Genomic DNA, 19,677 nt, shown 5'->3' with positions numbered 1-19,677 from the left:
TAATCTGGCTTCAATGGAGCGGCGGACAGGGATGTCGCTTAGGCGGCCATCTCGGCCCATGGAAACGACGGACAAAGAGATTCCTTTTTGAAAGCACCTCCGGTCACCGCCTCCGCTCGCTTGGCAACCACTGGAGACATGCCGTGCTTCTCCCGAACCCAACCGGAAACGGTGCTTTGATCAACCTTGAGCTTTTCAGCCGTGGCCTCCTGAGTGCCGAAAAAGGCAACGAGGTCCTTATAAATAGTGTTCATGCTGCCCCTCCATACGGGAATACCCATATAGTAGTTTATGGGAATACCGATTTGCAAGGATATGGGAGCACCCGTAATACTCGCCGGATGGAATTCAAAGATCGTTTAAAGGCAGCGCGCCGGCACGCCAAGCTCAACCAGGGCGAATTGGCCGCTAAAGCTGGTATCACGCAGACGTCAATTTCTGACCTTGAGCGTGGAAAATCGAAAGCTACCGCGCACGTCGTGAAGATCGCCGACGCATGCGGGGTGACTGCTAAATGGCTCTCAGACGAGATTGGGCCAATGTTGGCGCCTGGGTCGACGTCCAGCTCTGGTGAATCGAACGTCTCCCCCGCCGCGCAACCCACCAAATCATTCCGCTACCCGGTAGTGAGCTGGGTTGCCGCCGGCGCCTGGGCGGAAGCGGTGGAGCCATACCCAGCCGGAATCTCGGACACCTACGAGTTCTCAGAGTACGACTCCAAAGGCCCGGCGTTCTGGCTGACAGTTAAAGGTGATTCGATGACAGCGCCTGCCGGCCAGAGCATCACCGAAGGCACGCTGATCCTTGTTGATACTGAGGCTGAAGTTGCACCAGGTAAGCTGGTCGTTGCCAAGCTGCCGGACAGCAATGAAGCGACATTCAAGAAGCTGGTCAGCGACGGCGGTCGACTGTTCCTGAAGCCGCTGAACCCTAGCTACCCGATCGAGGCTGTGGACGAGAACTGCCGGATCGTGGGCGTAGTTGTGCAGGCGCTGCAGAAGTTTTACTGATCCGCAAGTGTGCCGGGGCGGGTATGCCCGGGCGGTAAGCTAAATCGAGATATCGCGAGCTGAGTAGCGCTCGTATGCACAAAGGAATGTGGTAATGAATGCCTTTCGGATAGCGACACTGATAGTTGCGCCGCTTTTTATCTCCGGCTGCTACAGCACGCCAAAAGAAAAAACTGAGTACGAAAAACAGATCGACGCAGTACCGATGCCCGTTACGGAAGCTGAGCGTCTGGAGCAATGTCGTACCTTCAAGCTAGCCGCAGATCGCCAGCAGGCTGAGGATTTTTTGCAATACGCACAGCGTTCCAAGCTGGGCGCCTCGGATCCTGAATATACCGAGACTCGGGCTCTTAGAAATCGCCTCAGAGCCTTGAAGTGTCCTGGGTATGGCTGGTTTTCCTGATGCTGCTGCCCAGGGTGAGCCAATGACTGCATGGCGAGAGCAGAGCTTCTGGAGCAAGGTCGGGGTCATTGCTTGCGTGGCTTTCCTTATGATGATCCCCGGCTATTCAGACGCAGCTGGTCTTAGCTGGGGCTCATCAGGCCGCAAGCGAGTCTTCAGCCCTGGCTTCCTTGTACTCTGCGTTTTCGTGGCGGTGATTGAGCTGATAGCGCTGAACCACTTCTATGGCGTTCGCGGTTGAGGTTTTGACGAGATGACATCGAATACGTGAGGAAAGACTGAATAGTTTATATGTCGCCGCCACCTGATCGTCGGGGCGGGCCCAGGCGATCGCGACTACATACTGATACCGACATTTAACTTATGCTCAGCGTCGTGATTCTTGCCTCCGGCGTAACCGCCAAACTCATCATTCGGGTTTCTGCCACCAATGCCTTCCATCGTCTATGCCAATGAGTTCGACATCTGCGTATCAATGTCCGATTTAGTTTCATGGGTAGGGGACGAGCACTCACCCAATGCGGAGTTAGAAGCCGCTTTGAGCGCCGCGCGAATCGAGCTAGACATTGCAAAACTATACGACCACTACTTCGAAGACATACCTATTGGTGCTGGTGACGTTCATGTCTATTCGTCTGCCGTGAGCGAGAGCCTACTGGTCATAGACCTGTACCGAGATATGACAGACCAGCTTGATTTAATTACCGCCTCGCTGAGAATTGACAAGACCCAGCTCAATTTGTCGATACCACTCCTCAGACAATTTTTTGATACCGCTGAGTGCCAGGTACTTTTTAGTCAATCTACCCACTCAAAGCAATTGCACTCACTGATAGATGAGAGCAGGTACCCGTTGCCGATCAACGAGAGCGGATACCGGCAACAGATAATTTTCCGGAAATGACGTGCACTACTTTAGAGGCCACTGCTTCGCGCCCCTTTCACAGTCGAGCTCCTATTATTACCTCAGCTCCTAGTGAAAACCTTTCAGCCTGCACTCCCCATCGCGGGCTTTTCTGCTTTTGCGACATCCTTTTCACCTGGCATTTACACGACAGAGGGTAAGGTCGCCCTACTCCTTTGAAGAATTCCCATTAGGCCCGCACATAAGCGGGCCATTTTTTTGTCCGCGGCTATGCTTTCCATTCCGTCTACTGGAGACCACGCAATGCCCTCCCGCGAATATTCCCTTACCGACACACTCGAACGCATCTCCGAGAACCAGCTTGCTCTGGAGGCAGCCATCATGGAGTTGTCGATGTGGATCGCGAACCATGGCGGTCCTCACGTAGACGAGAATGTCCGCGGCGCCCTGGAGACCATCGGCGAGAACGCCGGCCACATCAAGCAAGGCTTGGCCAGGCTGAAGGCCCAGGGGCCGGACTGACGCCCTACCCGATCTGATCCTCAGCCCGGTTGATCGGGCTTTTGCTGCCTATCGATCGCCAAAAAGCCGCTTCATCCTCGGATCACCTCGAGGCGATCCCGCCCTGCATCTGTGATCGCATTCTCCCCCTCATCGCTGATGCGATAACGACCGGACACCATCTTCGCAATTGAAAACCTGACCAACCCGCTTCTGGATAGGGCCTCGCCTACTTCAAAGCTCATTGCCTGCTCCAGGTCGAAGATTTTTATCTCTCCGATTTTGTAACGGGCAAACGCTACCAGGGCTGCATCCAATTCTTCTTTATTGATCTGTCGAGTAATGTCCATTTGACCTCCATGCCATGAGTGTCCCGCTCCGTGATCTACCAAGCGACGGACCGGGCAACTTGTTGAAAGCGGACCGTACTACGCTCCTACTTGGGTCGCTACTGGCTTTCTATCCAGGCCAGTCAGCGAGTGTCCGCGATCTACCTTGGACGGTCCTGCTCGCCAATGGAGGCTGTACGCCACGAATGGTAAAGTGCGGGCTCAATTACGGGAGGGATCCAATGAAACGAGAATTCAGGAATCCGGCAAACGGTAACACTGAAAGTGTTGGCGGGATGTCGTGGCTCGCGGTTATTGTTTTCGGGGCTTTCTACCTTGCCTATAAAGAGCTGTGGGGTCACTTTTTTATCTGGCTGTTGTTGGTTGGAGGCTTCTCTTTTCTAACTGGCGGCCCTGGGCTGCTCATCGTTTCCCCCGTGGTCAGTCTCGGGTATGCGATCGGCATCAACGGCATTCTGACGAATTCATATCTTCGTAAGGGCTGGATCGAGGTGTCAGGGGGTTCCGAGGGCGTGCAGACTAGCGACCTGCGCGACTGCCCGCTCTGCGCCGAGACAATCAGAAAAGCTGCCGTGAAGTGCGAGCATTGCGGGGCAGAGATTGAACCAGCGCGCGCCCTAAAACTGGAAAACGGATGGGTTGCATCAACCGCCTGCCGTGACGAAGAAGAACAGCGACGAACAGTCGAGGCCATCGCCAGCACCGGGCTCCCGGTTGTTCCTATGATTGACCTAGCTGTGGGTGCCGGCCCATTTGAAACAAAGGAAGAAGCCGAGCGAGCCCTGATCACGATGCGCGACGGCCCCAGGCTTTTCAGCGAGATCGTCTACAGGGATTCGGTGAGTGGCAAATATCCGCCCTTTACTGAGCAGGCTCTTAAGTCCGCTTTTCAAGGCTGGACGGTTCGCATAACAGCCCATACGGGGGACTTAGGCCGGATTGAAGGCGTGCTTGAAGACTTGGCAATACCCGTTCTGGCGGTAGATGGGACCACAATCATCACCGGCCCCTTTGAAAGCGAACAATCCGCTAAAACTGTTTCGGTTAAGCTTTACGACAATCATGAGATTCATTGCCGCATGTATTGGGTGCCCCGCCCGACCTAACCGAAAACAATGCCAGTCAAGCCCGCGAAGTGCGGGCTTTTTCATGCCTGCCAAAAAGAACCACCTGCCTAAATATGCATTTATGCATGAAAGCGCCTGCTCCCCTCTTGCCAATATTTGCCATCAAGAATACTGTTCATGCATACAGATATCGCAAGGAGCGAAGTATGATCCAGGAACCCTACCCCACGGCAAAGCAACGTAATTCCTACGAGGTTTTAGGTCGCCGTCTGCAGCGCATCATTGCCGCCCCAGGCGTGCAGAAGGTGCAAGCCGTCGTCGTCTCTAGGCGAGAGGACGAAAGCTCCGAGGCCTGGCACCAGGTCATTCAGGAGATCGGAGATACCGTCGGCATTCGCATCGAACGCTTGAACGGCGACACCGTAAGGATCGGCTGGCGAGAATACTGTGACGCGTGAATGAGCCCGCCGCTGAGCGGGCTTTTTATCGCCTCCCATAAAATATATGGGAATACCCATTGACGATGAATATGGGATTGCCTATATTTATATCCATCGAGACGCCACAGCGAATCGCCAGCAGCTAACCCTGCGCCGCTCTTTAGCGAAACCCCTTGCCGGATCACCACCGGCCCAGATTCAAAGGCAGCGATGAACCGGCCTAAACGGCTCAGAGGGTTGGCAACTGACCCGGGCGTGCAGCGTAAAGCGCCAAGAACAGTTATCCAGCGGGAGAACAAGCCGAAAGGCCCGCGGCTGGAGTAACATTTGATTCAAGCCGGTGACCGACGCCAGTAGCGGGTCACGGCAAGCTCCAAAGGATATGAATTAGCGGGCCCGATAGCTTCGGCTGGGCGCGCCGGACCTCATGCACCCTGCCCCATTCAGTCAGGGCATTCAGAGCTGTAGCGTGCATGTTGTAAGGACCTGTTATCCACGGCGAACAGATGCTGTTTGACGCTGTGAGTAGGAAGCTCGAAGCCCACACCGAAGACGACCGGCCAGCCCTGCAATCAGCAGCGGGTAATTGGACAACACCGCTGACGCAACAACCCCAGGCCGTCGCCAGTAGCGGGCCTGGGCCCCACAGATTTCCTCAATGACCTTGGCGACAGGGTCATCCGGAAAATCAAACGAGGAAAAGAAAATGCAAATCATGATCAAAAGCCGTTTCGCTGGCACCATTTACGTTCAAGACTGGACGGTGTCTACCCGGCAGGCCCAGGCATTTGTATGCGAAGAAGGCTACGACGGACCTTGCTGCATCGTTTTCTTTTGAGTGCGGACCTTTTCACTGATGCCCATCCAGAGCGGTGGGCATTGGGAAAACAACCCGGAGCATGACCATGAACAAAGTCATCCACATCACCCTGCGCGGCGAACTTCGGGTATTTTCCGACAAGAGCCTGGCCGCCTGTATCAGCGAGACAAACAGGCTCAACGCTGAACGTGGCTACACCAGCAGCGTTTCCGTCGTTGAATGCGAAGACGGTCATCGAGTGACGGCAGCGGATTGCAAGTCCTGCTCAGATATTCCCGTCTAGGGAGTAGATAAAAGGGGCAATGATCGTAATTGGGCCGTCTTTCATTAAATCGGCTGGTGGTTTCGGCAGTGGTTGGGCGCGACGGATTAATTCTAGAGTGGCCGCGTCCAAGTCCACATTGCCTGAACTTTGTACCAGCTCATAAGAAACGACATTTCCGTCGCCATCTATCGTAAAGCGCAGTTGGGTTGTCCCTTCAACCCCGGCCAGTTGCGAGGCGATCGGGTACGTCTTGAATTTATTCAAATGCGCAACGAGCCCGGCGCTCAGTGTTTTTTCTTGTTCGGCAGTGGAAGAGCAACCAGAAATTACGCCGAGAAAAACAAATGAAAAAATAGTGGCTAGAAAAAATCTGAACATTCAAAAATCTCGCTATTTGGCGGTGCGATCTCGCACATCGCTGTTTTGAGCCTATCAGTACACTCAACTGCCCCGCAAATAAAAGCGCAGCTTCAACGAAGTTGGATGACCTGTCCTCCCTTTCCCACCTCTATTACGTCAGCACTCCTCCCCCGCGCCCATCGGCAACCAGCGGGAGGCATGAGTGTTGACGAATACAGGTGAACAACAGCCACCTTGGAGGCGACCATGAACGCAGCATTGAAGATTTGCCAGGAGCGTTACGACGCTCAGTTGCCTCCAGAGGTCAGCGAGAGCGACGAGGTGACGGACTGGCTTGAGCATTCGGCAGAGCGCCTGGTGTGCGGCGTCGACATCAAGTGGAAGCGCCGCTTCGGCCAGCCGCAGGTGGTGACGTTCGACCGGTTCTGCACGGCCCTGCAGGGCTACCTGAACCAGCGCCAGATCGACGGCCTGGACGAGCGTGATTCGTTTGCCCGCCTACTGCTGTCGGCGATGCTCGGCAGCCAGAGCGATGCCCGGGCTCACGCAGCCGACCTGCTGGGCCATCAACGCCCGATTGAAGCGGTCGAGAAGATCGCTGTAGCGCTGCTGAGACCGTATGCCGAAGACGCTGTAGCAGCAGGACGGGAAGAGCGCGAAGACGATGTGGATGCCGACCTATGAGTCCGCACATCCTGATCGATGAGGCACTTGAAGCACTTGAGCATCCCAGCAGCGAGCCCGGCGCCCAAGCCGTCGTGGTGCGGATGATCACCAACATGCTCACCGGCGATGCGATCACCGTCGAAGAATTCAACCACTACTGCCAGCGCCTGCTGAAAATCACCAGGCAGCGCAAGGAGGCTGCATGACCACCGCACCGGTTAAATCGTTGATCGACGAGCAGCTCGACGACATCGAGCGCCGCATTGCCATCCTGGGCTTCGGCCTTCCCTTCAACGAGCTCATCGGCCGCAAGCGTGAAGACCTGGTGCGGGATCTGCCGCAGCGCCTGGCGCCAACCATGAAGGGTGGTCGCATCGCGGTGAGGGTTCGGCCTTGACTCCCCACCAGCACACCAGGCGCATGCTGATCTGGCGCGGTTCCTTCTCTGCCCTCTCCGTCTGCACCTTTCTGATGTTGCTCAGCGCCCTCGCTGATCGAATCACTCAATAACCAACACATCACAGCGCCCCGCAAGGATGGCGCGGGGGTATTGCCATGCTCGCAGCTATTGCAGATCGCATCCGGTCCAAGTCCTACGAACTTCCCCTGTCCCGCGACTACGTCCGCCATTGGGGCCTGAAAGAGGCCATCCGGGAGCTGGTGCAGAACGCGCTGGATAGCGAGTCGCCTTTCGAATACGCCTTCGCCAACGGCCAGCTGTTCATCACCAGCCGCTTTGCAAGGCTGGAGGCCAGCACCCTGGTTCTGGGCAGCACGTCTAAGTCCGACCGCGCCGATGCCATCGGCAGCTTCGGCGAGGGCTACAAAATTGCCCTGTTGGTACTGACCCGGAACGGGTACGACGTGAAGGTCTGGAATGGCAATAAGCAGTGGGTGCCTGAGTTCCGGCATAGCGACCAGTTCGACGCGGAGGTGTTGTGCATCAACGAGACGCCGGCACATAGGCAGAATCAGGGCGTTGAATTCGTTGTCTCCGGCATCACCGACGAAGACGAAACGGAAATCCGCAACATGTGCCTGCGTATGCAGCCGCCGATGAGCGACGTCATCGGTACCAAATACGGCCATATCCTGCCCTCCCGGCCCGGCAAGCTGTACGTCGGCACCCTCTTCGTATGCAACACCGATCTGACCTACGGCTATGACATTCTCCCCGAGCATCTGCAGCTTGAGCGAGACCGCCAAACGGTTAGCGGATGGGATTTGAAACAGGTGTCGAAAAACGCCTGGATTGACACCGGGCGCTTGGATGAGGTGGCGGAGAAGATCGAGGCTGGTATTCCTGACGTTGAATATGTCGAGTACGGCAGTACCGAGCTTGTACGGGAGGCCTGCTACCGGTTGTTCCAGCAGAAGCACCCCGGTGCCATTGCCGTTCAATCCCAGGAAGAACTGAACAACCTGGTCAAGCAGGGAATGACCAACACCGTAGTGGTGAGCCGGACCTTCCACTCTCAGGTTTCAAACTCGACTTCGTACAAGCAACAGGTCTCTCACGTCGTTGCCATCCAGACGCCCAAAGCCGCCCTGGAAGAATGGTATCGCGACAACAAAAAATACATGAGCAGACTGCCGTCGACTGCCTTCAAGGAACTGGTCAAGCGCGCTGACGGTTGGAGGAATAAGTAATGTCCGAGAACACGAGAATTTGGGACCAGGTCAACACAACCGACCCTGACGCTACTAAAAAATACACTGGCGCGGGTGGCTTTAAGGGCACTGCGATCAGGCCAACCTACCTCATGCGCAAGGCAACAGAAATTTTCGGACCATGCGGTGAGGGTTGGGGTTGGAATGTCCTTGAGGATCGATTTGACGAAGGTGCACCACTTCAGGCGCCCACTAAAGAGTGGCCAGAGGCTCCAATGATCTGCGCGAAGCTGCACACCGTAAAAATCGAGCTTTGGTACCTGGGCAACGCCGGGCAAAAATGCACGGTTCAGCACTACGGCCATACGCCATTTATCTACCTGCAGCAGGGAAAGATTCTTACTGACTGGGACGCAGCGAAAAAATCGCTGACAGACGCCATCGGTAAATGCCTGCAGCCGTTGGGGTTCGCCGCCGACATCTACATGGGCATGTTCGACGATCCGACCTACGTCGACACCATCACCGAAGAGTTCAAGCTTGAAAAAGCCGAGGACAAGGACGCCGAGATACTTCGCCAAAAACAAGAGCGTGTCGACTGGCTTGCCTCAGCGGTCGAAACCATTGGCAAGGCCGTCACGACTCACGAACTCAAGCTTCTGAACGTGAAATACATCCGCGAGGCAACTCGTCGCAACGAACCCACCTTCATCGCGCGAATCACTCGAGCATTCGAGGAGCGCAAAGCTGTGCTTGAAAAAGGCACGGAGGCCGCAGCATGACCCAACTCTACGCACTCACCGGCAAACTCGCCGAACTTCAGGCCATGGCCGATACCGATGATGAGGGCCTGAAAGAGGCCCTGCAGCATGCCATGGACGAAGTGCAAGGCGACTTCAACGACAAGGCTGACAACATCGTCATGTTGCGCCGGAACATTGAAAGCGACGTGACGGCTATCGACAACGAAATCGAGCGCCTGGCTGATCTCAAGCGGATCAAGTCCAACAGCGTCGCCCAGATCAGCGACTACCTGCGTCGCAACATGGAAGCCGCCAACATCAAGTCAATCAAGCGTCCGCTCTTCACCATCACACTGGCCATGGGCATTGAACGGGTGATCGTGGACAACGAAGATGCAGTGCCGGACGAACTGACCACTGTGAAGTCGAGCATTGCTCCGGACAAAAAGGCCATTGCCGCCAAGCTCAAGGAGATCCGCGAGCATAACGAAGCGGTGCGCAAGCGTATGGCAGCCGGTGAAGACGCTGAACACGAACTTTTACCCGAACCTACCTGGGCTCACTTGGAGCGCGGCGACAGTTCGATCCGAATCAAATGAGGTCGCCATGTACGTCAGCAACCATCTAAGCCTGGTCGAGGAACAGCGACAGCACGTTGATTCTATCGCGGAACGTACAGCGCAGTTCCTGGCCGCTGGCGGAACCGTAGCGCAGTTACCAAGCCCGCCACGCAAACCGCTTCCACCGCCCCGCTCCACCAAGATCGATCCCGAAACCATCCTCAAGCGCCGCAAGCCGCCTATCACAGCGGCAGAACGTAAGGCGCTGCGCAAACTTGCGGAGGCATTATGAGCAAGCGCAAACCATGCAATCGGCGCGTTCAGATCGAACGCAGCATGCGGGCCCTGATCAACACCAACTATGCTGCCGTCATCAACATCGATCCAAGCGGCCTGCAGGTGATGATCAACTGGAAGAATGGAAAGCAGATTCTTTCGAGAACGGTTTCCGACGCGCTCTGCGATGTTGCACACCGCTGGACGATATACATCGCCAGCATCTGTGTTCGCCAAGATGGCGCCCAGTACATGAAATCGATCGACATCAGACCTGACGGCGTGCACCTAGTGGAAAGGCTTTCGGACGTCCTTGAGCACTTCTATGAAAAGGTGAAGGCAGACTGCAATCCGAATCACCGAGTAGGTATGGGGTGGCTGGCAGTGCCTGGCGAAAAGACGGTAACCGAGGCGCAACTGTCATCCTTGCTGACTTCGGTCGGCGCCTGGCAACAGGTGAAGGTCGACTGATGCGCCGCATAGCCCGCCCCCAGCAACGCAAACGACAAACTTGGCTCGCACTGCCGGCCAGCGGAATAGAAGAGGTAGGCCATGGCCAAGACTGTGCAGGAACGCTCGGCCAAGGCTGCGCAGAAGCGTCTGGCGGTCGCCGAGAAGGAATTGCGGCACAAGGTACGTCCAGGAATCGAGCAGGCCATGGAGCGTGTCCGGCTTCGCGGCAAGGTGCCGATCATAAGCGAGGTCTTGCAGATCGCCATCATGAAGATGGACTTGATGGACGACAACGAGCTGGTCGAGTTCTTGCGTTATCCGCGCCACGAAATCGTTGTTGACGAAAACGTGGCGCACCAACTCTACAGCCACGGACAGCGTCAAGCATCCCGGCTCGACACTGAAGAAGCGTAGGCGGAGGTTATGGCACTTGAAACTCGAAATAATCAGTCTCAGGAAGGGCTTAGTAAAAGTTCTTCCAGAATTTTTCGGTTGCTGCCGTACGCTTGAAACTCGAACAGATTAATATCCTCATTTCTCAACAGAAGGTCAATCTCGAGATTATCAAACAGCGCAAACTCATAAATAAACCTTTTGAATTTCTCTCCGCGAGGACTTAACGAGTTATAAAAAAGAACTATCAGTTCATAATCTGACAATAGAGAGCGGACAACCAATCCGAATTGCGCTCTATCTTTATGTTCGCAACTATGGACAAACCTAAAAACGGAGTAGAGACTTCTAAAATACAACCCTAAATCGGCTTTATGCTTTTCAATGAGTGACGCGACAGATTTCGCCATCTTCTCTTCATGAGACCCCTCCTCCCGGTCATAGTGATGAGGGATCCAGCGAGCCCAATGTTTAAAGCAGTCCCGACCCTTGGACACTATCTCACTAGCACCTCTTTGCTGTAAATCGAAGTTCCTTACGACCTCCTGCTGCAAGTCCAGCATGCTATAAAATTGGGATTCAATTTGTTGATGTGCAATTTGCGCACGGGTTTCGGACAAATCTTTTCGCTGAAACAAAAGGGTTATAAGCACACCAGCAAATGCCATACCTGAAAACAATGTATTTAAAGTACCAAAGCTGTCACCGAAAGTCCCATCCCTCATTTTTTGAGCAATGAATCCAAAAGGAACATCCCATAAAAGCAATACGAAAAAAGCTGAATAGGTGCAAAAAACCAAAGACAAAACGATCGCAAACTTCCAATAGCTACCAAGATTTACTTCTACCTTCTTCATACTCGAAAATATAAAGTACCCGATTAATAAAACCCCTAATATAGAAATAGCGTAAATCCACCATCCCAAACTTGAAAAAGTTGAAACAGCAATACCGTCATATATCACTTCAGAATCACCACCAGAACTGACAACGTAGCGCAGGTTGTCAGCACTTATATCGAACCAGCTCATTATGACATCTCACCATATCTATTTATCTGAATTCATACATTAAATTGGGGCAAATTGCCACCACCGATCACGGAGGGCGGCAGCGCCTGACTGGAGACAATCCATGGACGACGAGTTCTACCTGCAAGACAGCCGCAGCCACGCCTACGTCGGCGACGGGTTGTCGTTCTGGGGCTTTGGTGGCTCCGGATATGTCACCGACCTGGCCAAGGCCCAGGTGTTCACCCGTGAAGGCGCTTGTGATCACCGCGACACTGACATCCCTTTGCCCAAGACCTATGTCGACGCCCGGGCGCGAGCCGGTGTCGATTGCCAGAATGTCACGTTGAGCGAGGCGCTGGACCAACACTCTGACGCAGCCAAGTTTTACATCCAGAAGCCGCAGTGCTGGAACGGCAACAACCTGATTTGGCTTTGTGAGGACGGAGTATTCACAAGCGATCTGTCGAAGGCAGTCGTAGTACCGAAGGCTCACACCATCACCTGGATAGGCAAGCTTGGCTCAACAGGCGCCATAGTGTGGCCCAAGCCATACATCGATAAGTTCGCCCGAAGGCTGGTTGAGCGAGACGACGTGAACATCAAGGAGGCCGTGCGTGGCACCGGCATAAACCTGGCCAAGCCGCAAAAGCCGCGAATGATGATCTTCAACTGCGATGGTTGCGGTCGGTTCATAAGCGACGCGCAGCGCTACCGGGAAGACTGCCGGAACTGCGGAACAAGCAACACGCCTTGATGAACATCAACGTGAACGCTTGGCGCTGCCCTGCTGCGCGAATTGTTCAAACTCGGCGAGCATGATAACCGCCGTGAACTGCAACTCCCCGTACTGAGCGGCTATCTCGTCAGTCTGGAACGGCCAGTATTTCTCGTAGAAATCTTCCGCCGCTGCCTCAGCTTCCTCCTTTGCGATTTGAAGCTCGAGAAGGCCTGCTTCGTAGTTGTCATCACGCATACATACCTCCTTGATCCGGCTCCATGCCGGTCACCCGTAATACCCCAACCCAAACCAAATTGCCACCACCGGACACGGAGGGCGGCGCCTGACTGGAGATAATCCATGAAAGAGCAAGAAAGCGCAGCGCTCACCGCACGCGTTGCAGACGACTTGGCCCAGCACCAATACACCCAGTTGGTGAACGAGAACGGCGTCGAGGTGTGGCGCTGTGCACGGCCAGGCAGCAGCTGCTACGGTTTCGACATCTGCGTTACCCGCTTCGGCATGAGCATGATGGGCGACATCGGTCCGCTTGTTTTCCACGTCGGTGCCAGCTACGGCATCAACTTCTTGCGCCATCAGAGCGACGGCTATCTGCATGAGAAACTGGACGGCGACATCAAGCGGGTGGTGATCGACTTCGACGCTATCCGTGACACGGTGTGCGAATGCGTCGCCGGGCGGATCGATTACGAATTGCCTAGGGATGAGGTGCCGGAGTGGATCGCGGACATCCCGAACAAGGGCGCCACCCTGGAGCAGGCTGAGCAGCTCGTTGAATGGCTGCGCGAGCGCGATGAAACCGAAGACGAGCGCCTGCCTTTCGCCGAACTCGCTGACGTAATTGAGGAGGTCGAGACCTTCGCCGATGGACGCGACAGTGAGGTGGTGCTGGCCTATGACTTCCTGCGCGAACACGAAGAATTGATTGGTGGCAGCGACCTCTGGGAGTCGACGATCAGCAAGCCATGCCCAAGCCTGATGGCTCGCCTGTACTACGTGCGCCACGCTGCAAACGCCATCATGGCGATCAAAGAAACCGCCAGCGCCGCATGATTAACCTTTACCAATATTGAGCGGGAAAGTCTTTAAGCATGAGAAAGGCCGTTACCCATCATTGTGTTTCCGACATGGAAGAAGCCGCTTCCATCATCGATTGAAAACATGATGGTGGTTTCGGCGAGCAGATCACGAAGCAGTTGTAGCTCCGATGGATCAGTCGGCATTTTGATCAGGATTGACGTGACCATGTCATCGGCTGGAGGTTTTGACATTTGCAAATACTCATAACCCGAAAGAGATTCGCGAAGAGTTCTATGCCCGCCAATCTCTATTCCTGAACGAGCCAGCCTCGCGCGAACGGTAAAAGCAAATGCATAACCTGAAATAACCGGATCAGGGAACGGAGTGTCTTTCCATTCGTGACCCTCCTTGCTTTCAATCATGTAAGGGCCTTGACCTAAGTACTGACCATAGTTCTCGACGAGATACGCCATCTCATAAGTTGATTTAACCGTCGAGGCTATCTCCATTACCGGCGAACTCATGCTCACAACGAGCATAGAGGCAGCAGCTAGGCCTTTCAGGTAACCCGGTAGCTCATGTTTCTGAACAAGCCGTTTCAAAGCGTTCTCCTTGATCCGACTCCATGCCGGTCACCCGTAATACCCCAACCCAAACCAAATTAACATCACCGATGGCCCACGGTGGTAATCAATCGAGGAGCTGCGACGCAACGGCATCTGAAGAAAGCAGGCTGTACTGGTGAAGGCTTAGGAACTTGCCATCCTTCAGCTCAACGTCACGAAGCGTTCCTTCGAGGTGAAATCCAAACTTTGTCAGAAGCGCACAGCTCGGCTTGTTCTCAGGCTCCACGTCTGCGTGGATCCGATGTAGCCCCATATCCCGAAAGCCGTACCGGATAACTGCTGGTAGAGCTTCAGTTAAGAGACCTTTGCGCCAGTGCTCGGGCATCAGCCAATAGCCGATTTCAGCCTTGCGGTGTTTATGGCACCAATCATTCAGCCCGCATGCTCCGATCATTGAGTCATCTGCGTTGAGCGCTATAGCCCACCATCTTCCTGTCTCTTGGCTGATTATCTGTTCAAACCATCTCATTTGCTCATCAGTAGCAGCTAAGCTTGTATAGGAAACACCGTACTGAGCCACGACTCGCGGATCCGACAGCCCCGTGTAAACAGAGCCAACATCCTCAGGACAAACTTTTCTCAGCTTAATTCTCTTTAGAGAAAACTCTGGAAATACTTCAGGCAATTTTAGACTCACTTTCTTGCGCGGATCCGTGCCGGTCCCGTAATACCCCATATCAATGATCAAAAGCCATTTATCGGGACTTCAAAGATATACAGGGGCTCGGCTGACGCTCACGACCAGATGGCCGTTTCTGTATTGATCTCTGCGACAGAGGTGGCATTGAATTGCCGCTGACGGTGCAAATCATCCCGCATCTTCGAGAACTCAAATTTCTTTGTCTCCAGCTCCTTAAGGACGAGACTTGAGATTCGGTACGTACCGCAGTCAGAGCAGTCCACGAGCTGTTCGCCTTGACCTTCTCCTGACTGCTTCGCCTCCATCCCGCAAACATAGCAATTCATATCTGACCTCCTATTCGTTGATCCATAGGAGAGCACCGCACGACGACAGAAGTTTCAATTACCTACCGCTATCCACCTTTCCATAACACGCCAGCCGGCGAGGATACCCCTATGCCTACTCACAACATCGTCAGCATGAGCGGCGGTAAGGACAGCACGGCTACGCTGCTGGTCGCCCGCGAGCTGGAGGTGCCGAACCTGAGTGCCGTTGTTGCGGACACCGGGCATGAGCATCCAGAGACGTACGACTACATCCACTACCTGGCTGAAGCCACGGGTGTTCCCATTCGCTGGGTGAAGGCAGACTTCTCCAGGCAGATCGCCGGAAAGCGCAAATTCATCGAGACCAAGTGGCGCGAAAAGGGTGTGGCGGAATCGGTGGTGCTGGGTGCTCTGGAAGTTCTGCACCCAACTGGAAACCCGTTTCTGGACCTGTGCCTATGGAAAGGTCGATTCCCCAGCACCAAAGCCCGCTTCTGCACCGACGAGCTCAAGCGCAATCCGATCATCGAGCAGGTATATCTGCCGCTCATGGACGGCGAGAACATGCTGTTGTCCTGGCAAGGCGTTCGGGCCGATGAATCGCCGGCCCGCAGGTACCTTGCAGAGTGCGATGAGGTTGGAGGCGGCCTGTTCAACTACCGGCCAATCTTGAAGTGGACAGTTGATTCGGTATTTGAGGCTCACCGGGCAGCCGGTATCAAGCCGAACCCGCTGTACTTGCAAGGCTGCAATCGCGTTGGCTGTATGCCATGCATCATGTGCGCGAAAGACGAGCTCCGGCAGATCGCGGCCAGGTGGCCAGAGGAGGTTGACAGGGTTCGTGAGTGGGAGCGACTGGTGAGCATAGCCAGCAAGCGCGGTGCCGCCACGTTCTTCGCCACCGTCACCGACCCCACCGTCCGGTCAGATAACAAGGTGAGCGCAGTCACGCACGGAATTGACAGGATCGTCGATTGGAGCAACACCGCGCGCGGCGGCCGCCAGTTCGACATGGTAGACCTGATCGCTCGAAACGACAGCCAGAACAGTTGCTCTTCCGCTTACGGTCTTTGTGAATGATTGAATTTATTCGCGGAACTAGTTTTCAATTTCCCCTTCGCCTCCACTTCTAATTGAACTCTGACTGCCAACTTCTGAAATGAGGCCGATTTTTTAAGGTCTGAAGAAACAAACATGATCTGCGTTTTATGAATTTCAAATGGAGCTCGGGTCGCAGAGCTTATTGATCGACCAACATACATGGTGAATTTGAAGCCAAGCAGACTGAAGGTGTGAAGTCGATCCGCGCCGCTTCTCCCTGAAAGAGGAAACGTCATAACGGCCGTAGTATCTGAGTCGGAATTCACATTGACGAACAACAACACGTTATCCAGCGTTTCTCTACCTAACAAAAACTTCCTGAACTTCGATTCATAATGTTCTCCGAGCGCACGTTTGTAAGGATCCTCCTCATAGCCCCAGTCCCAGACCTGCGCCCTCCAAAAGATACTCATTGCAAAGTAGAAAATCGAGCTCACAACGCCTGCATCCAGCAAGCGACCGTCGTACATGTCGAATCTCTCACCCTTGGAGATTGTGGCCTTTGAATTTAACAAGTCCAGTAATGGGAATCCTGACGCAGTAGCCCAAAGCTGCCCCATCATCCTTTCCCCTTTTTTCGAGAAAAGATCCTCACAATCGCTGCAGAGCAGTGGGCGCTTAATTTGTTTATCTGTTTGGATTGCACTTTTCCTTCGAAGGGAAATCAGCACGGGCGGTCCATTACCCGTTTCTTCTGTTCCTCGAACATGCTGATAAGCCGCTGCTGGCATAAAGTGGCTGTCGATAAGCGTTCCTTTCTCTTCTTTGCAAAGTGCGCACACCATAAACGACCATCTCCAAATCAACTCGACCGAATACACCGACTAGATGCCACCATGCTTACAGAAGGCCTATAGGTCTGCGCCAGCAATCAACCGGGCCCCGACCTAACGCCCGGCAACCTGCGCCAGGCCACGGTCAACATAGGTTCGGTCACCGGCAACAACCGGAACCACCACCTCACCACTACGCTTTACCTCGACGTTGATACGCCAGGTCTCCCGGCCCTCATCGGCCTTGTCGCACTCCGTGTAGTTCCAAACCTGAAAGCCGTCGATTTCATCGTAAATATCGTGCTTGGTCATGGGCCTTCCCACTTCAGAGAAGGCCCATCGTATCACCTCGGTTCATCGGTCCCCGTCTTTGTCACCTCCGTCTTGGTCGAGTTCATCGATGAGCCGCAGGATGGTTAAGACCAGCCCCAGAAGGCGCTTCAATCGTCGCATATGCAAAAACCTCAATGGATGAAAGAGGTAATGCGCACCAGCAACTTATAAATGCCCCCACTCCACCGCCCGGGCATCGCCCGGCAAGGAAATTACTGTGTCCGAAGTACAAAGATTCTGGTGCCACGAGGCATCCAACATCTTGTGCGTGCGCGCCTCAGACTTCGACCGTGTCACCTCCGAGCGTGACGCCCTACAAACGTCGCTTGATGCTGTGACCTTCAACCTCGACAAGACCGACAAGGTGGTGCTGGCCCTGCACCAGCGCCTGACCGCAGCGGATGAGCGGAATGACGAGGCAATCGACCTGCTTCGACGAGCCCGCGCAGTGATCGCGGGTGGCGGCTGGGCGGACCTTGAAAGGGATATCGCCAGCTTCATGAACAATAAGTCCGCTCTCATGCCAGCAGAAACCGTAGCAGGCCACCACTCAGCCTGTCGTGCTGTTGACGACTACAAGCCCGACGATTGCAGTCACGGTTGCAAGCCAGCCACCCAGCCCCAAGGCGAGCCGGTGGAGTACCAGTCACGCACACGACCGCTCTGGCGTGCAGAAGATGGTGAGCGCGCTTGGTTCCCGTGGGAGAAGTGTTCGGCAGAATCGTTCGCAAACTACCAGAAAAATCCATTCATAAACGAATGGCAGTATGAGGTTCGCGCGCTCTACGCCGAGCAGCCCGCGCGGGTGACGGTGGCGCTGCCTGATCGAAAGGTAGTTTCCGCGTCCGGGACGAAGGCCGCGCGACAAGCAGACCTCATTAATGGCGCGAACTACTACACCGCTGCCGAGCTTGCAGCTGAAGCAGTGATCGACGAAGTAACCCCCCTCAACACCAAGTAACCCTCCCCTTTTAAAGTCAGCCGCTATAGCGGCAAGGACGAAGTCATGCCCGTGGAAAATGGAAAAGAAGTATTCGAATTGAACGGTAGCCAGCCCGCACCACTTCCATTGCTCGCCTTCATGGTCGGCGACTGCGATTGGGTTGCGGCTGTCGATGAGGCAGGCGCACGTCGGGTGCTCGAAGAAATGAACGGCGAAGAGCCGGGCGCCTATGACGACTGGGATGTTGAGCTGGTCAGTGATGAATGGCTCGACAAGCCGTGGTGCGATGAAGATGACCGCACGAAGATCGTCGGCACGTTGCGCGAATGGCTAGCCGCCGCCACGGAGCCGGCATACCTCGCTGGGACGGAGTAAGCCATGACCGCAATCAAAGAACGCCCCATCCTGTTCTCGGCGCCGATGGTGCGCGCAGTCCTGGAAGGCCGGAAGACAGTCACGCGCCGGCCAGTCAAGGCGCTCGGCCTGCAATGGCTGGAAGACTTCACGCCCGAGTACGTCGCCGAGGCGGCAAACAACCTGTGCCCCTACGGCAAGCCCGGCGATCGCCTGTGGGTGCGCGAGACCTGGTACTGCAATCACTCCGAGGTCCAGAAAGGGCCGTACCTGCAACCTGCTGACATGCAAGACCTTGATCAGGCCCGAGAGGACGGAGACCTGGTGTACGCCGCCGACGGCCTCAACTCGTACGAGCAGGACCAGCCGACATGGAGGCCCAGCATCCACATGCCCCGCTGGGCCAGCCGCATCCTGCTGGAGATCACCGACGTACGCGTCGAGCGGTTGCAGGACATCAGCGACGAGCAGGCGCTGGCCGAAGGAATAATCCCGGTACCGAAAACCACGGAAGGCTCACATCAGTTCTGGCGTAACTACCACCTCAGCGGCGACGGCACTTTCTGCGTGCGCACTCCCAAGGAGTCGTTCAAATCGCTCTGGTGTCACGTCGCGGGCGGCTCATTCCCAAAAGGCGAGGCTGCGTACAAGGCATCGCCGCATAGCTGGGACGCCAACCCGTGGGTCTGGGTGGTCGAGTTCAAGCCGGTGGAGCGCAAATGAGGAAGATCAGCGCTTTGCTCGTTGGGAGAGCCCGACGGCCATCAAGGCGATGCCGGGTATCCAAAAGCCAGCGTTAGAAGTCCCCAAGCCGACTGCAAGCAGTGACACACCGACAGCAAACATATGCGCTCCTCCCTGAAAAATGATCCATACCCGCTCATTTAAGCATAAACCGGCCTTCAAAACGGCCAAGGACGAAGTCATGCCTGAACAAAAGAGAAGTCCCGACGAAACTTGGTCAGCCAATGAAGAGCTGTTCAATTTCGACAGCCTTGGTGACCTACTGGACGAGAACGACGACCTGTAAATCGGAGCAACCGT

Annotated in this window: 32 protein-coding genes and 1 pseudogene; 24 read left to right on the top strand and 9 right to left on the bottom strand. The window is 55.0% G+C overall.

All coding sequences use genetic code 11. The features are described 5' to 3' along the window. Nucleotides 1–38 precede the first annotated feature (38 nt). Entirely contained in the window at nucleotides 39–254 is a 216-nt protein-coding gene (locus G7025_RS13815) for a YdaS family helix-turn-helix protein (RefSeq protein WP_181079748.1), read from the bottom strand. An 87-nt stretch (nucleotides 255–341) separates the two neighbouring features. Here G7025_RS13815 and G7025_RS13810 point away from each other — a divergent pair, with 87 nt between their 5' ends. The 5 genes from G7025_RS13810 (at nucleotide 342) to G7025_RS13795 (ending at nucleotide 2,800) form a co-directional block, all read left to right on the top strand. Then, nucleotides 342–1,010, top strand: coding sequence for a LexA family protein (locus G7025_RS13810; RefSeq protein ID WP_181079747.1), 669 nt, complete (start codon nucleotides 342–344; stop codon nucleotides 1,008–1,010). 94 nt (nucleotides 1,011–1,104) lie between these two features. Further along, nucleotides 1,105–1,413 carry a hypothetical protein gene (locus tag G7025_RS13805; RefSeq protein WP_181079746.1) on the top strand — a complete coding sequence of 103 codons (309 nt, stop codon included), beginning with the start codon at nucleotides 1,105–1,107 and terminating at the stop codon, nucleotides 1,411–1,413. A gap of 22 nt (nucleotides 1,414–1,435) precedes the next feature. Beyond that, the gene (locus G7025_RS26795; RefSeq protein ID WP_258197687.1) at nucleotides 1,436–1,654 is read left to right on the top strand and encodes a hypothetical protein; all 219 of its coding nucleotides are present in this window, start codon (nucleotides 1,436–1,438) and stop codon (nucleotides 1,652–1,654) included. 189 nt (nucleotides 1,655–1,843) lie between these two features. Continuing rightward, nucleotides 1,844–2,317, top strand: coding sequence for a hypothetical protein (locus tag G7025_RS13800; RefSeq protein ID WP_181079745.1), 474 nt, complete (start codon nucleotides 1,844–1,846; stop codon nucleotides 2,315–2,317). Between the two features lie 264 nt (nucleotides 2,318–2,581). Then, nucleotides 2,582–2,800, top strand: a complete 219-nt coding sequence (locus G7025_RS13795) for a hypothetical protein (protein WP_181079744.1) — start codon at nucleotides 2,582–2,584, stop codon at nucleotides 2,798–2,800. Between the two features lie 71 nt (nucleotides 2,801–2,871). On the opposite strand, the gene G7025_RS13790 is transcribed toward G7025_RS13795, so the two are convergent. Beyond that, complete coding sequence (locus G7025_RS13790; RefSeq protein WP_181079743.1) at nucleotides 2,872–3,129, bottom strand: hypothetical protein; 258 nt, start codon at nucleotides 3,127–3,129, stop codon at nucleotides 2,872–2,874. A gap of 221 nt (nucleotides 3,130–3,350) precedes the next feature. Here G7025_RS13790 and G7025_RS13785 point away from each other — a divergent pair, with 221 nt between their 5' ends. From G7025_RS13785 to G7025_RS13775, 4 genes are all read left to right on the top strand, one after another. Further along, nucleotides 3,351–4,235: a zinc ribbon domain-containing protein gene (locus G7025_RS13785; RefSeq protein ID WP_258197684.1), complete on the top strand. Its 885-nt coding sequence runs from the start codon at nucleotides 3,351–3,353 to the stop codon at nucleotides 4,233–4,235. 167 nt (nucleotides 4,236–4,402) lie between these two features. After that, a complete protein-coding gene (locus G7025_RS13780; protein ID WP_181079742.1) occupies nucleotides 4,403–4,654 on the top strand; it encodes a DUF1654 domain-containing protein in 252 nt (83 codons plus the stop codon). 688 nt (nucleotides 4,655–5,342) lie between these two features. Further along, nucleotides 5,343–5,474 (top strand): hypothetical protein, encoded by a 132-nt coding sequence (locus G7025_RS26790; RefSeq protein WP_258197683.1) that lies wholly within the window; start codon nucleotides 5,343–5,345, stop codon nucleotides 5,472–5,474. A gap of 67 nt (nucleotides 5,475–5,541) precedes the next feature. Next, the gene (locus tag G7025_RS13775) at nucleotides 5,542–5,739 is read left to right on the top strand and encodes a hypothetical protein (protein ID WP_181079741.1); all 198 of its coding nucleotides are present in this window, start codon (nucleotides 5,542–5,544) and stop codon (nucleotides 5,737–5,739) included. Here the strand turns inward: G7025_RS13775 and G7025_RS13770 are convergent. Next, a pseudogene (locus tag G7025_RS13770) lies at nucleotides 5,722–5,997 on the bottom strand (energy transducer TonB family protein); the annotation flags it as partial. The gene G7025_RS13775 and the pseudogene G7025_RS13770 sit on opposite strands and share 18 nt — an antisense overlap. A gap of 330 nt (nucleotides 5,998–6,327) precedes the next feature. Between G7025_RS13770 and G7025_RS13765 the strand changes: the two are divergent. The 9 genes from G7025_RS13765 to G7025_RS13725 all read left to right on the top strand — a co-directional run bounded on the left by G7025_RS13765 (nucleotide 6,328) and on the right by G7025_RS13725 (nucleotide 10,804). Then, nucleotides 6,328–6,765 carry a hypothetical protein gene (locus G7025_RS13765; RefSeq protein WP_181079739.1) on the top strand — a complete coding sequence of 146 codons (438 nt, stop codon included), beginning with the start codon at nucleotides 6,328–6,330 and terminating at the stop codon, nucleotides 6,763–6,765. Then, entirely contained in the window at nucleotides 6,762–6,953 is a 192-nt protein-coding gene (locus tag G7025_RS13760) for a hypothetical protein (RefSeq protein ID WP_181079738.1), read from the top strand. Before G7025_RS13765 ends, G7025_RS13760 begins: the two co-directional genes overlap by 4 nt. After that, nucleotides 6,950–7,144 (top strand): hypothetical protein, encoded by a 195-nt coding sequence (locus tag G7025_RS13755; protein ID WP_012724020.1) that lies wholly within the window; start codon nucleotides 6,950–6,952, stop codon nucleotides 7,142–7,144. Before G7025_RS13760 ends, G7025_RS13755 begins: the two co-directional genes overlap by 4 nt. 158 nt (nucleotides 7,145–7,302) lie before the next feature. Next, nucleotides 7,303–8,397 carry a hypothetical protein gene (locus tag G7025_RS13750; protein WP_181079737.1) on the top strand — a complete coding sequence of 365 codons (1,095 nt, stop codon included), beginning with the start codon at nucleotides 7,303–7,305 and terminating at the stop codon, nucleotides 8,395–8,397. Then, a complete protein-coding gene (locus tag G7025_RS13745; RefSeq protein ID WP_169388695.1) occupies nucleotides 8,397–9,140 on the top strand; it encodes a hypothetical protein in 744 nt (247 codons plus the stop codon). The genes G7025_RS13750 and G7025_RS13745 overlap by 1 nt, the downstream gene beginning before the upstream one ends. Next, the gene (locus G7025_RS13740; RefSeq protein ID WP_181079736.1) at nucleotides 9,137–9,700 is read left to right on the top strand and encodes a siphovirus Gp157 family protein; all 564 of its coding nucleotides are present in this window, start codon (nucleotides 9,137–9,139) and stop codon (nucleotides 9,698–9,700) included. The genes G7025_RS13745 and G7025_RS13740 overlap by 4 nt, the downstream gene beginning before the upstream one ends. Before the next feature lie 7 nt (nucleotides 9,701–9,707). Next, complete coding sequence (locus G7025_RS13735) at nucleotides 9,708–9,953, top strand: hypothetical protein (RefSeq protein ID WP_181079735.1); 246 nt, start codon at nucleotides 9,708–9,710, stop codon at nucleotides 9,951–9,953. Further along, a complete protein-coding gene (locus tag G7025_RS13730; protein WP_181079734.1) occupies nucleotides 9,950–10,408 on the top strand; it encodes a hypothetical protein in 459 nt (152 codons plus the stop codon). Before G7025_RS13735 ends, G7025_RS13730 begins: the two co-directional genes overlap by 4 nt. Before the next feature lie 81 nt (nucleotides 10,409–10,489). Further along, the gene (locus G7025_RS13725; RefSeq protein ID WP_181079733.1) at nucleotides 10,490–10,804 is read left to right on the top strand and encodes a hypothetical protein; all 315 of its coding nucleotides are present in this window, start codon (nucleotides 10,490–10,492) and stop codon (nucleotides 10,802–10,804) included. A 38-nt stretch (nucleotides 10,805–10,842) separates the two neighbouring features. Here the strand turns inward: G7025_RS13725 and G7025_RS13720 are convergent, their stop codons facing one another. Then, a complete protein-coding gene (locus G7025_RS13720) occupies nucleotides 10,843–11,814 on the bottom strand; it encodes a putative phage abortive infection protein (protein ID WP_181079732.1) in 972 nt (323 codons plus the stop codon). Between the two features lie 103 nt (nucleotides 11,815–11,917). Here G7025_RS13720 and G7025_RS13715 point away from each other — a divergent pair, with 103 nt between their 5' ends. Further along, on the top strand, nucleotides 11,918–12,550 hold the full coding sequence (locus tag G7025_RS13715; RefSeq protein ID WP_181079731.1) for a hypothetical protein: 633 nt from the start codon (nucleotides 11,918–11,920) through the stop codon (nucleotides 12,548–12,550). A gap of 6 nt (nucleotides 12,551–12,556) precedes the next feature. Here the strand turns inward: G7025_RS13715 and G7025_RS13710 are convergent, their stop codons facing one another. Further along, nucleotides 12,557–12,769, bottom strand: coding sequence for a hypothetical protein (locus G7025_RS13710; RefSeq protein ID WP_181079730.1), 213 nt, complete (start codon nucleotides 12,767–12,769; stop codon nucleotides 12,557–12,559). Between the two features lie 105 nt (nucleotides 12,770–12,874). Here G7025_RS13710 and G7025_RS13705 point away from each other — a divergent pair, with 105 nt between their 5' ends. Beyond that, nucleotides 12,875–13,588 carry a hypothetical protein gene (locus G7025_RS13705; RefSeq protein WP_181079729.1) on the top strand — a complete coding sequence of 238 codons (714 nt, stop codon included), beginning with the start codon at nucleotides 12,875–12,877 and terminating at the stop codon, nucleotides 13,586–13,588. Between the two features lie 32 nt (nucleotides 13,589–13,620). On the opposite strand, the gene G7025_RS13700 is transcribed toward G7025_RS13705, so the two are convergent. Together G7025_RS13700 and G7025_RS13695 are read right to left on the bottom strand one after the other, a co-directional pair. Beyond that, entirely contained in the window at nucleotides 13,621–14,157 is a 537-nt protein-coding gene (locus G7025_RS13700) for a hypothetical protein (protein ID WP_181079728.1), read from the bottom strand. 88 nt (nucleotides 14,158–14,245) lie between these two features. Then, the gene (locus G7025_RS13695) at nucleotides 14,246–14,869 is read right to left on the bottom strand and encodes a GNAT family N-acetyltransferase (RefSeq protein ID WP_258197682.1); all 624 of its coding nucleotides are present in this window, start codon (nucleotides 14,867–14,869) and stop codon (nucleotides 14,246–14,248) included. A gap of 389 nt (nucleotides 14,870–15,258) precedes the next feature. Here G7025_RS13695 and G7025_RS13690 point away from each other — a divergent pair, with 389 nt between their 5' ends. Beyond that, complete coding sequence (locus tag G7025_RS13690; protein ID WP_181079727.1) at nucleotides 15,259–16,209, top strand: phosphoadenosine phosphosulfate reductase domain-containing protein; 951 nt, start codon at nucleotides 15,259–15,261, stop codon at nucleotides 16,207–16,209. Here G7025_RS13690 and G7025_RS13685 read toward each other — a convergent pair. Continuing rightward, on the bottom strand, nucleotides 16,191–17,051 hold the full coding sequence (locus tag G7025_RS13685) for a hypothetical protein (protein WP_181079726.1): 861 nt from the start codon (nucleotides 17,049–17,051) through the stop codon (nucleotides 16,191–16,193). The genes G7025_RS13690 and G7025_RS13685 overlap by 19 nt on opposite strands. A 66-nt stretch (nucleotides 17,052–17,117) precedes the next feature. Continuing rightward, entirely contained in the window at nucleotides 17,118–17,315 is a 198-nt protein-coding gene (locus G7025_RS13680) for a hypothetical protein (protein WP_181079725.1), read from the bottom strand. Nucleotides 17,316–17,553: 238 nt separating this feature from the next. Between G7025_RS13680 and G7025_RS13675 the strand changes: the two genes are divergently transcribed. From G7025_RS13675 to G7025_RS13665, 3 genes are read left to right on the top strand one after another with little or no spacing between them, the layout of a single operon-like run. Next, a complete protein-coding gene (locus G7025_RS13675) occupies nucleotides 17,554–18,297 on the top strand; it encodes a hypothetical protein (RefSeq protein ID WP_181079724.1) in 744 nt (247 codons plus the stop codon). A gap of 45 nt (nucleotides 18,298–18,342) precedes the next feature. Next, nucleotides 18,343–18,654 carry a hypothetical protein gene (locus G7025_RS13670; protein WP_181079723.1) on the top strand — a complete coding sequence of 104 codons (312 nt, stop codon included), beginning with the start codon at nucleotides 18,343–18,345 and terminating at the stop codon, nucleotides 18,652–18,654. Between the two features lie 3 nt (nucleotides 18,655–18,657). Then, entirely contained in the window at nucleotides 18,658–19,356 is a 699-nt protein-coding gene (locus tag G7025_RS13665) for a hypothetical protein (protein ID WP_181079722.1), read from the top strand. Nucleotides 19,357–19,677 lie beyond the last annotated feature (321 nt).

It is taken from the genome of Pseudomonas lurida (assembly GCF_013522705.1).
Taxonomy (GTDB): Bacteria; Pseudomonadota; Gammaproteobacteria; order Pseudomonadales; family Pseudomonadaceae; genus Aquipseudomonas; species Aquipseudomonas quebecensis.
This window is presented reverse-complemented; position numbering and strand designations above follow the sequence as displayed.

Coding starts and splice junctions, on each gene's coding strand:
- G7025_RS13735 (WP_181079735.1), top strand. CDS start 9,708: ATGTACGTCAGCAACCATCTAAGCCTGGTCGAGGAACAGCGACAGCAC.
- G7025_RS13775 (WP_181079741.1), top strand. CDS start 5,542: ATGAACAAAGTCATCCACATCACCCTGCGCGGCGAACTTCGGGTATTT.
- G7025_RS13795 (WP_181079744.1), top strand. CDS start 2,582: ATGCCCTCCCGCGAATATTCCCTTACCGACACACTCGAACGCATCTCC.
- G7025_RS13710 (WP_181079730.1), bottom strand. CDS start 12,769: ATGCGTGATGACAACTACGAAGCAGGCCTTCTCGAGCTTCAAATCGCA.
- G7025_RS13800 (WP_181079745.1), top strand. CDS start 1,844: ATGCCTTCCATCGTCTATGCCAATGAGTTCGACATCTGCGTATCAATG.
- G7025_RS13810 (WP_181079747.1), top strand. CDS start 342: ATGGAATTCAAAGATCGTTTAAAGGCAGCGCGCCGGCACGCCAAGCTC.
- G7025_RS13705 (WP_181079729.1), top strand. CDS start 12,875: ATGAAAGAGCAAGAAAGCGCAGCGCTCACCGCACGCGTTGCAGACGAC.
- G7025_RS13740 (WP_181079736.1), top strand. CDS start 9,137: ATGACCCAACTCTACGCACTCACCGGCAAACTCGCCGAACTTCAGGCC.
- G7025_RS13755 (WP_012724020.1), top strand. CDS start 6,950: ATGACCACCGCACCGGTTAAATCGTTGATCGACGAGCAGCTCGACGAC.
- G7025_RS13690 (WP_181079727.1), top strand. CDS start 15,259: ATGCCTACTCACAACATCGTCAGCATGAGCGGCGGTAAGGACAGCACG.
- G7025_RS13745 (WP_169388695.1), top strand. CDS start 8,397: ATGTCCGAGAACACGAGAATTTGGGACCAGGTCAACACAACCGACCCT.
- G7025_RS13720 (WP_181079732.1), bottom strand. CDS start 11,814: ATGAGCTGGTTCGATATAAGTGCTGACAACCTGCGCTACGTTGTCAGT.
- G7025_RS13785 (WP_258197684.1), top strand. CDS start 3,351: ATGAAACGAGAATTCAGGAATCCGGCAAACGGTAACACTGAAAGTGTT.
- G7025_RS13760 (WP_181079738.1), top strand. CDS start 6,762: ATGAGTCCGCACATCCTGATCGATGAGGCACTTGAAGCACTTGAGCAT.
- G7025_RS13725 (WP_181079733.1), top strand. CDS start 10,490: ATGGCCAAGACTGTGCAGGAACGCTCGGCCAAGGCTGCGCAGAAGCGT.
- G7025_RS13765 (WP_181079739.1), top strand. CDS start 6,328: ATGAACGCAGCATTGAAGATTTGCCAGGAGCGTTACGACGCTCAGTTG.
- G7025_RS13730 (WP_181079734.1), top strand. CDS start 9,950: ATGAGCAAGCGCAAACCATGCAATCGGCGCGTTCAGATCGAACGCAGC.
- G7025_RS13780 (WP_181079742.1), top strand. CDS start 4,403: ATGATCCAGGAACCCTACCCCACGGCAAAGCAACGTAATTCCTACGAG.
- G7025_RS13750 (WP_181079737.1), top strand. CDS start 7,303: ATGCTCGCAGCTATTGCAGATCGCATCCGGTCCAAGTCCTACGAACTT.
- G7025_RS26795 (WP_258197687.1), top strand. CDS start 1,436: ATGACTGCATGGCGAGAGCAGAGCTTCTGGAGCAAGGTCGGGGTCATT.
- G7025_RS13670 (WP_181079723.1), top strand. CDS start 18,343: ATGCCCGTGGAAAATGGAAAAGAAGTATTCGAATTGAACGGTAGCCAG.
- G7025_RS13815 (WP_181079748.1), bottom strand. CDS start 254: ATGAACACTATTTATAAGGACCTCGTTGCCTTTTTCGGCACTCAGGAG.
- G7025_RS13790 (WP_181079743.1), bottom strand. CDS start 3,129: ATGGACATTACTCGACAGATCAATAAAGAAGAATTGGATGCAGCCCTG.
- G7025_RS13680 (WP_181079725.1), bottom strand. CDS start 17,315: ATGACCAAGCACGATATTTACGATGAAATCGACGGCTTTCAGGTTTGG.
- G7025_RS13715 (WP_181079731.1), top strand. CDS start 11,918: ATGGACGACGAGTTCTACCTGCAAGACAGCCGCAGCCACGCCTACGTC.
- G7025_RS13665 (WP_181079722.1), top strand. CDS start 18,658: ATGACCGCAATCAAAGAACGCCCCATCCTGTTCTCGGCGCCGATGGTG.
- G7025_RS26790 (WP_258197683.1), top strand. CDS start 5,343: ATGCAAATCATGATCAAAAGCCGTTTCGCTGGCACCATTTACGTTCAA.
- G7025_RS13805 (WP_181079746.1), top strand. CDS start 1,105: ATGAATGCCTTTCGGATAGCGACACTGATAGTTGCGCCGCTTTTTATC.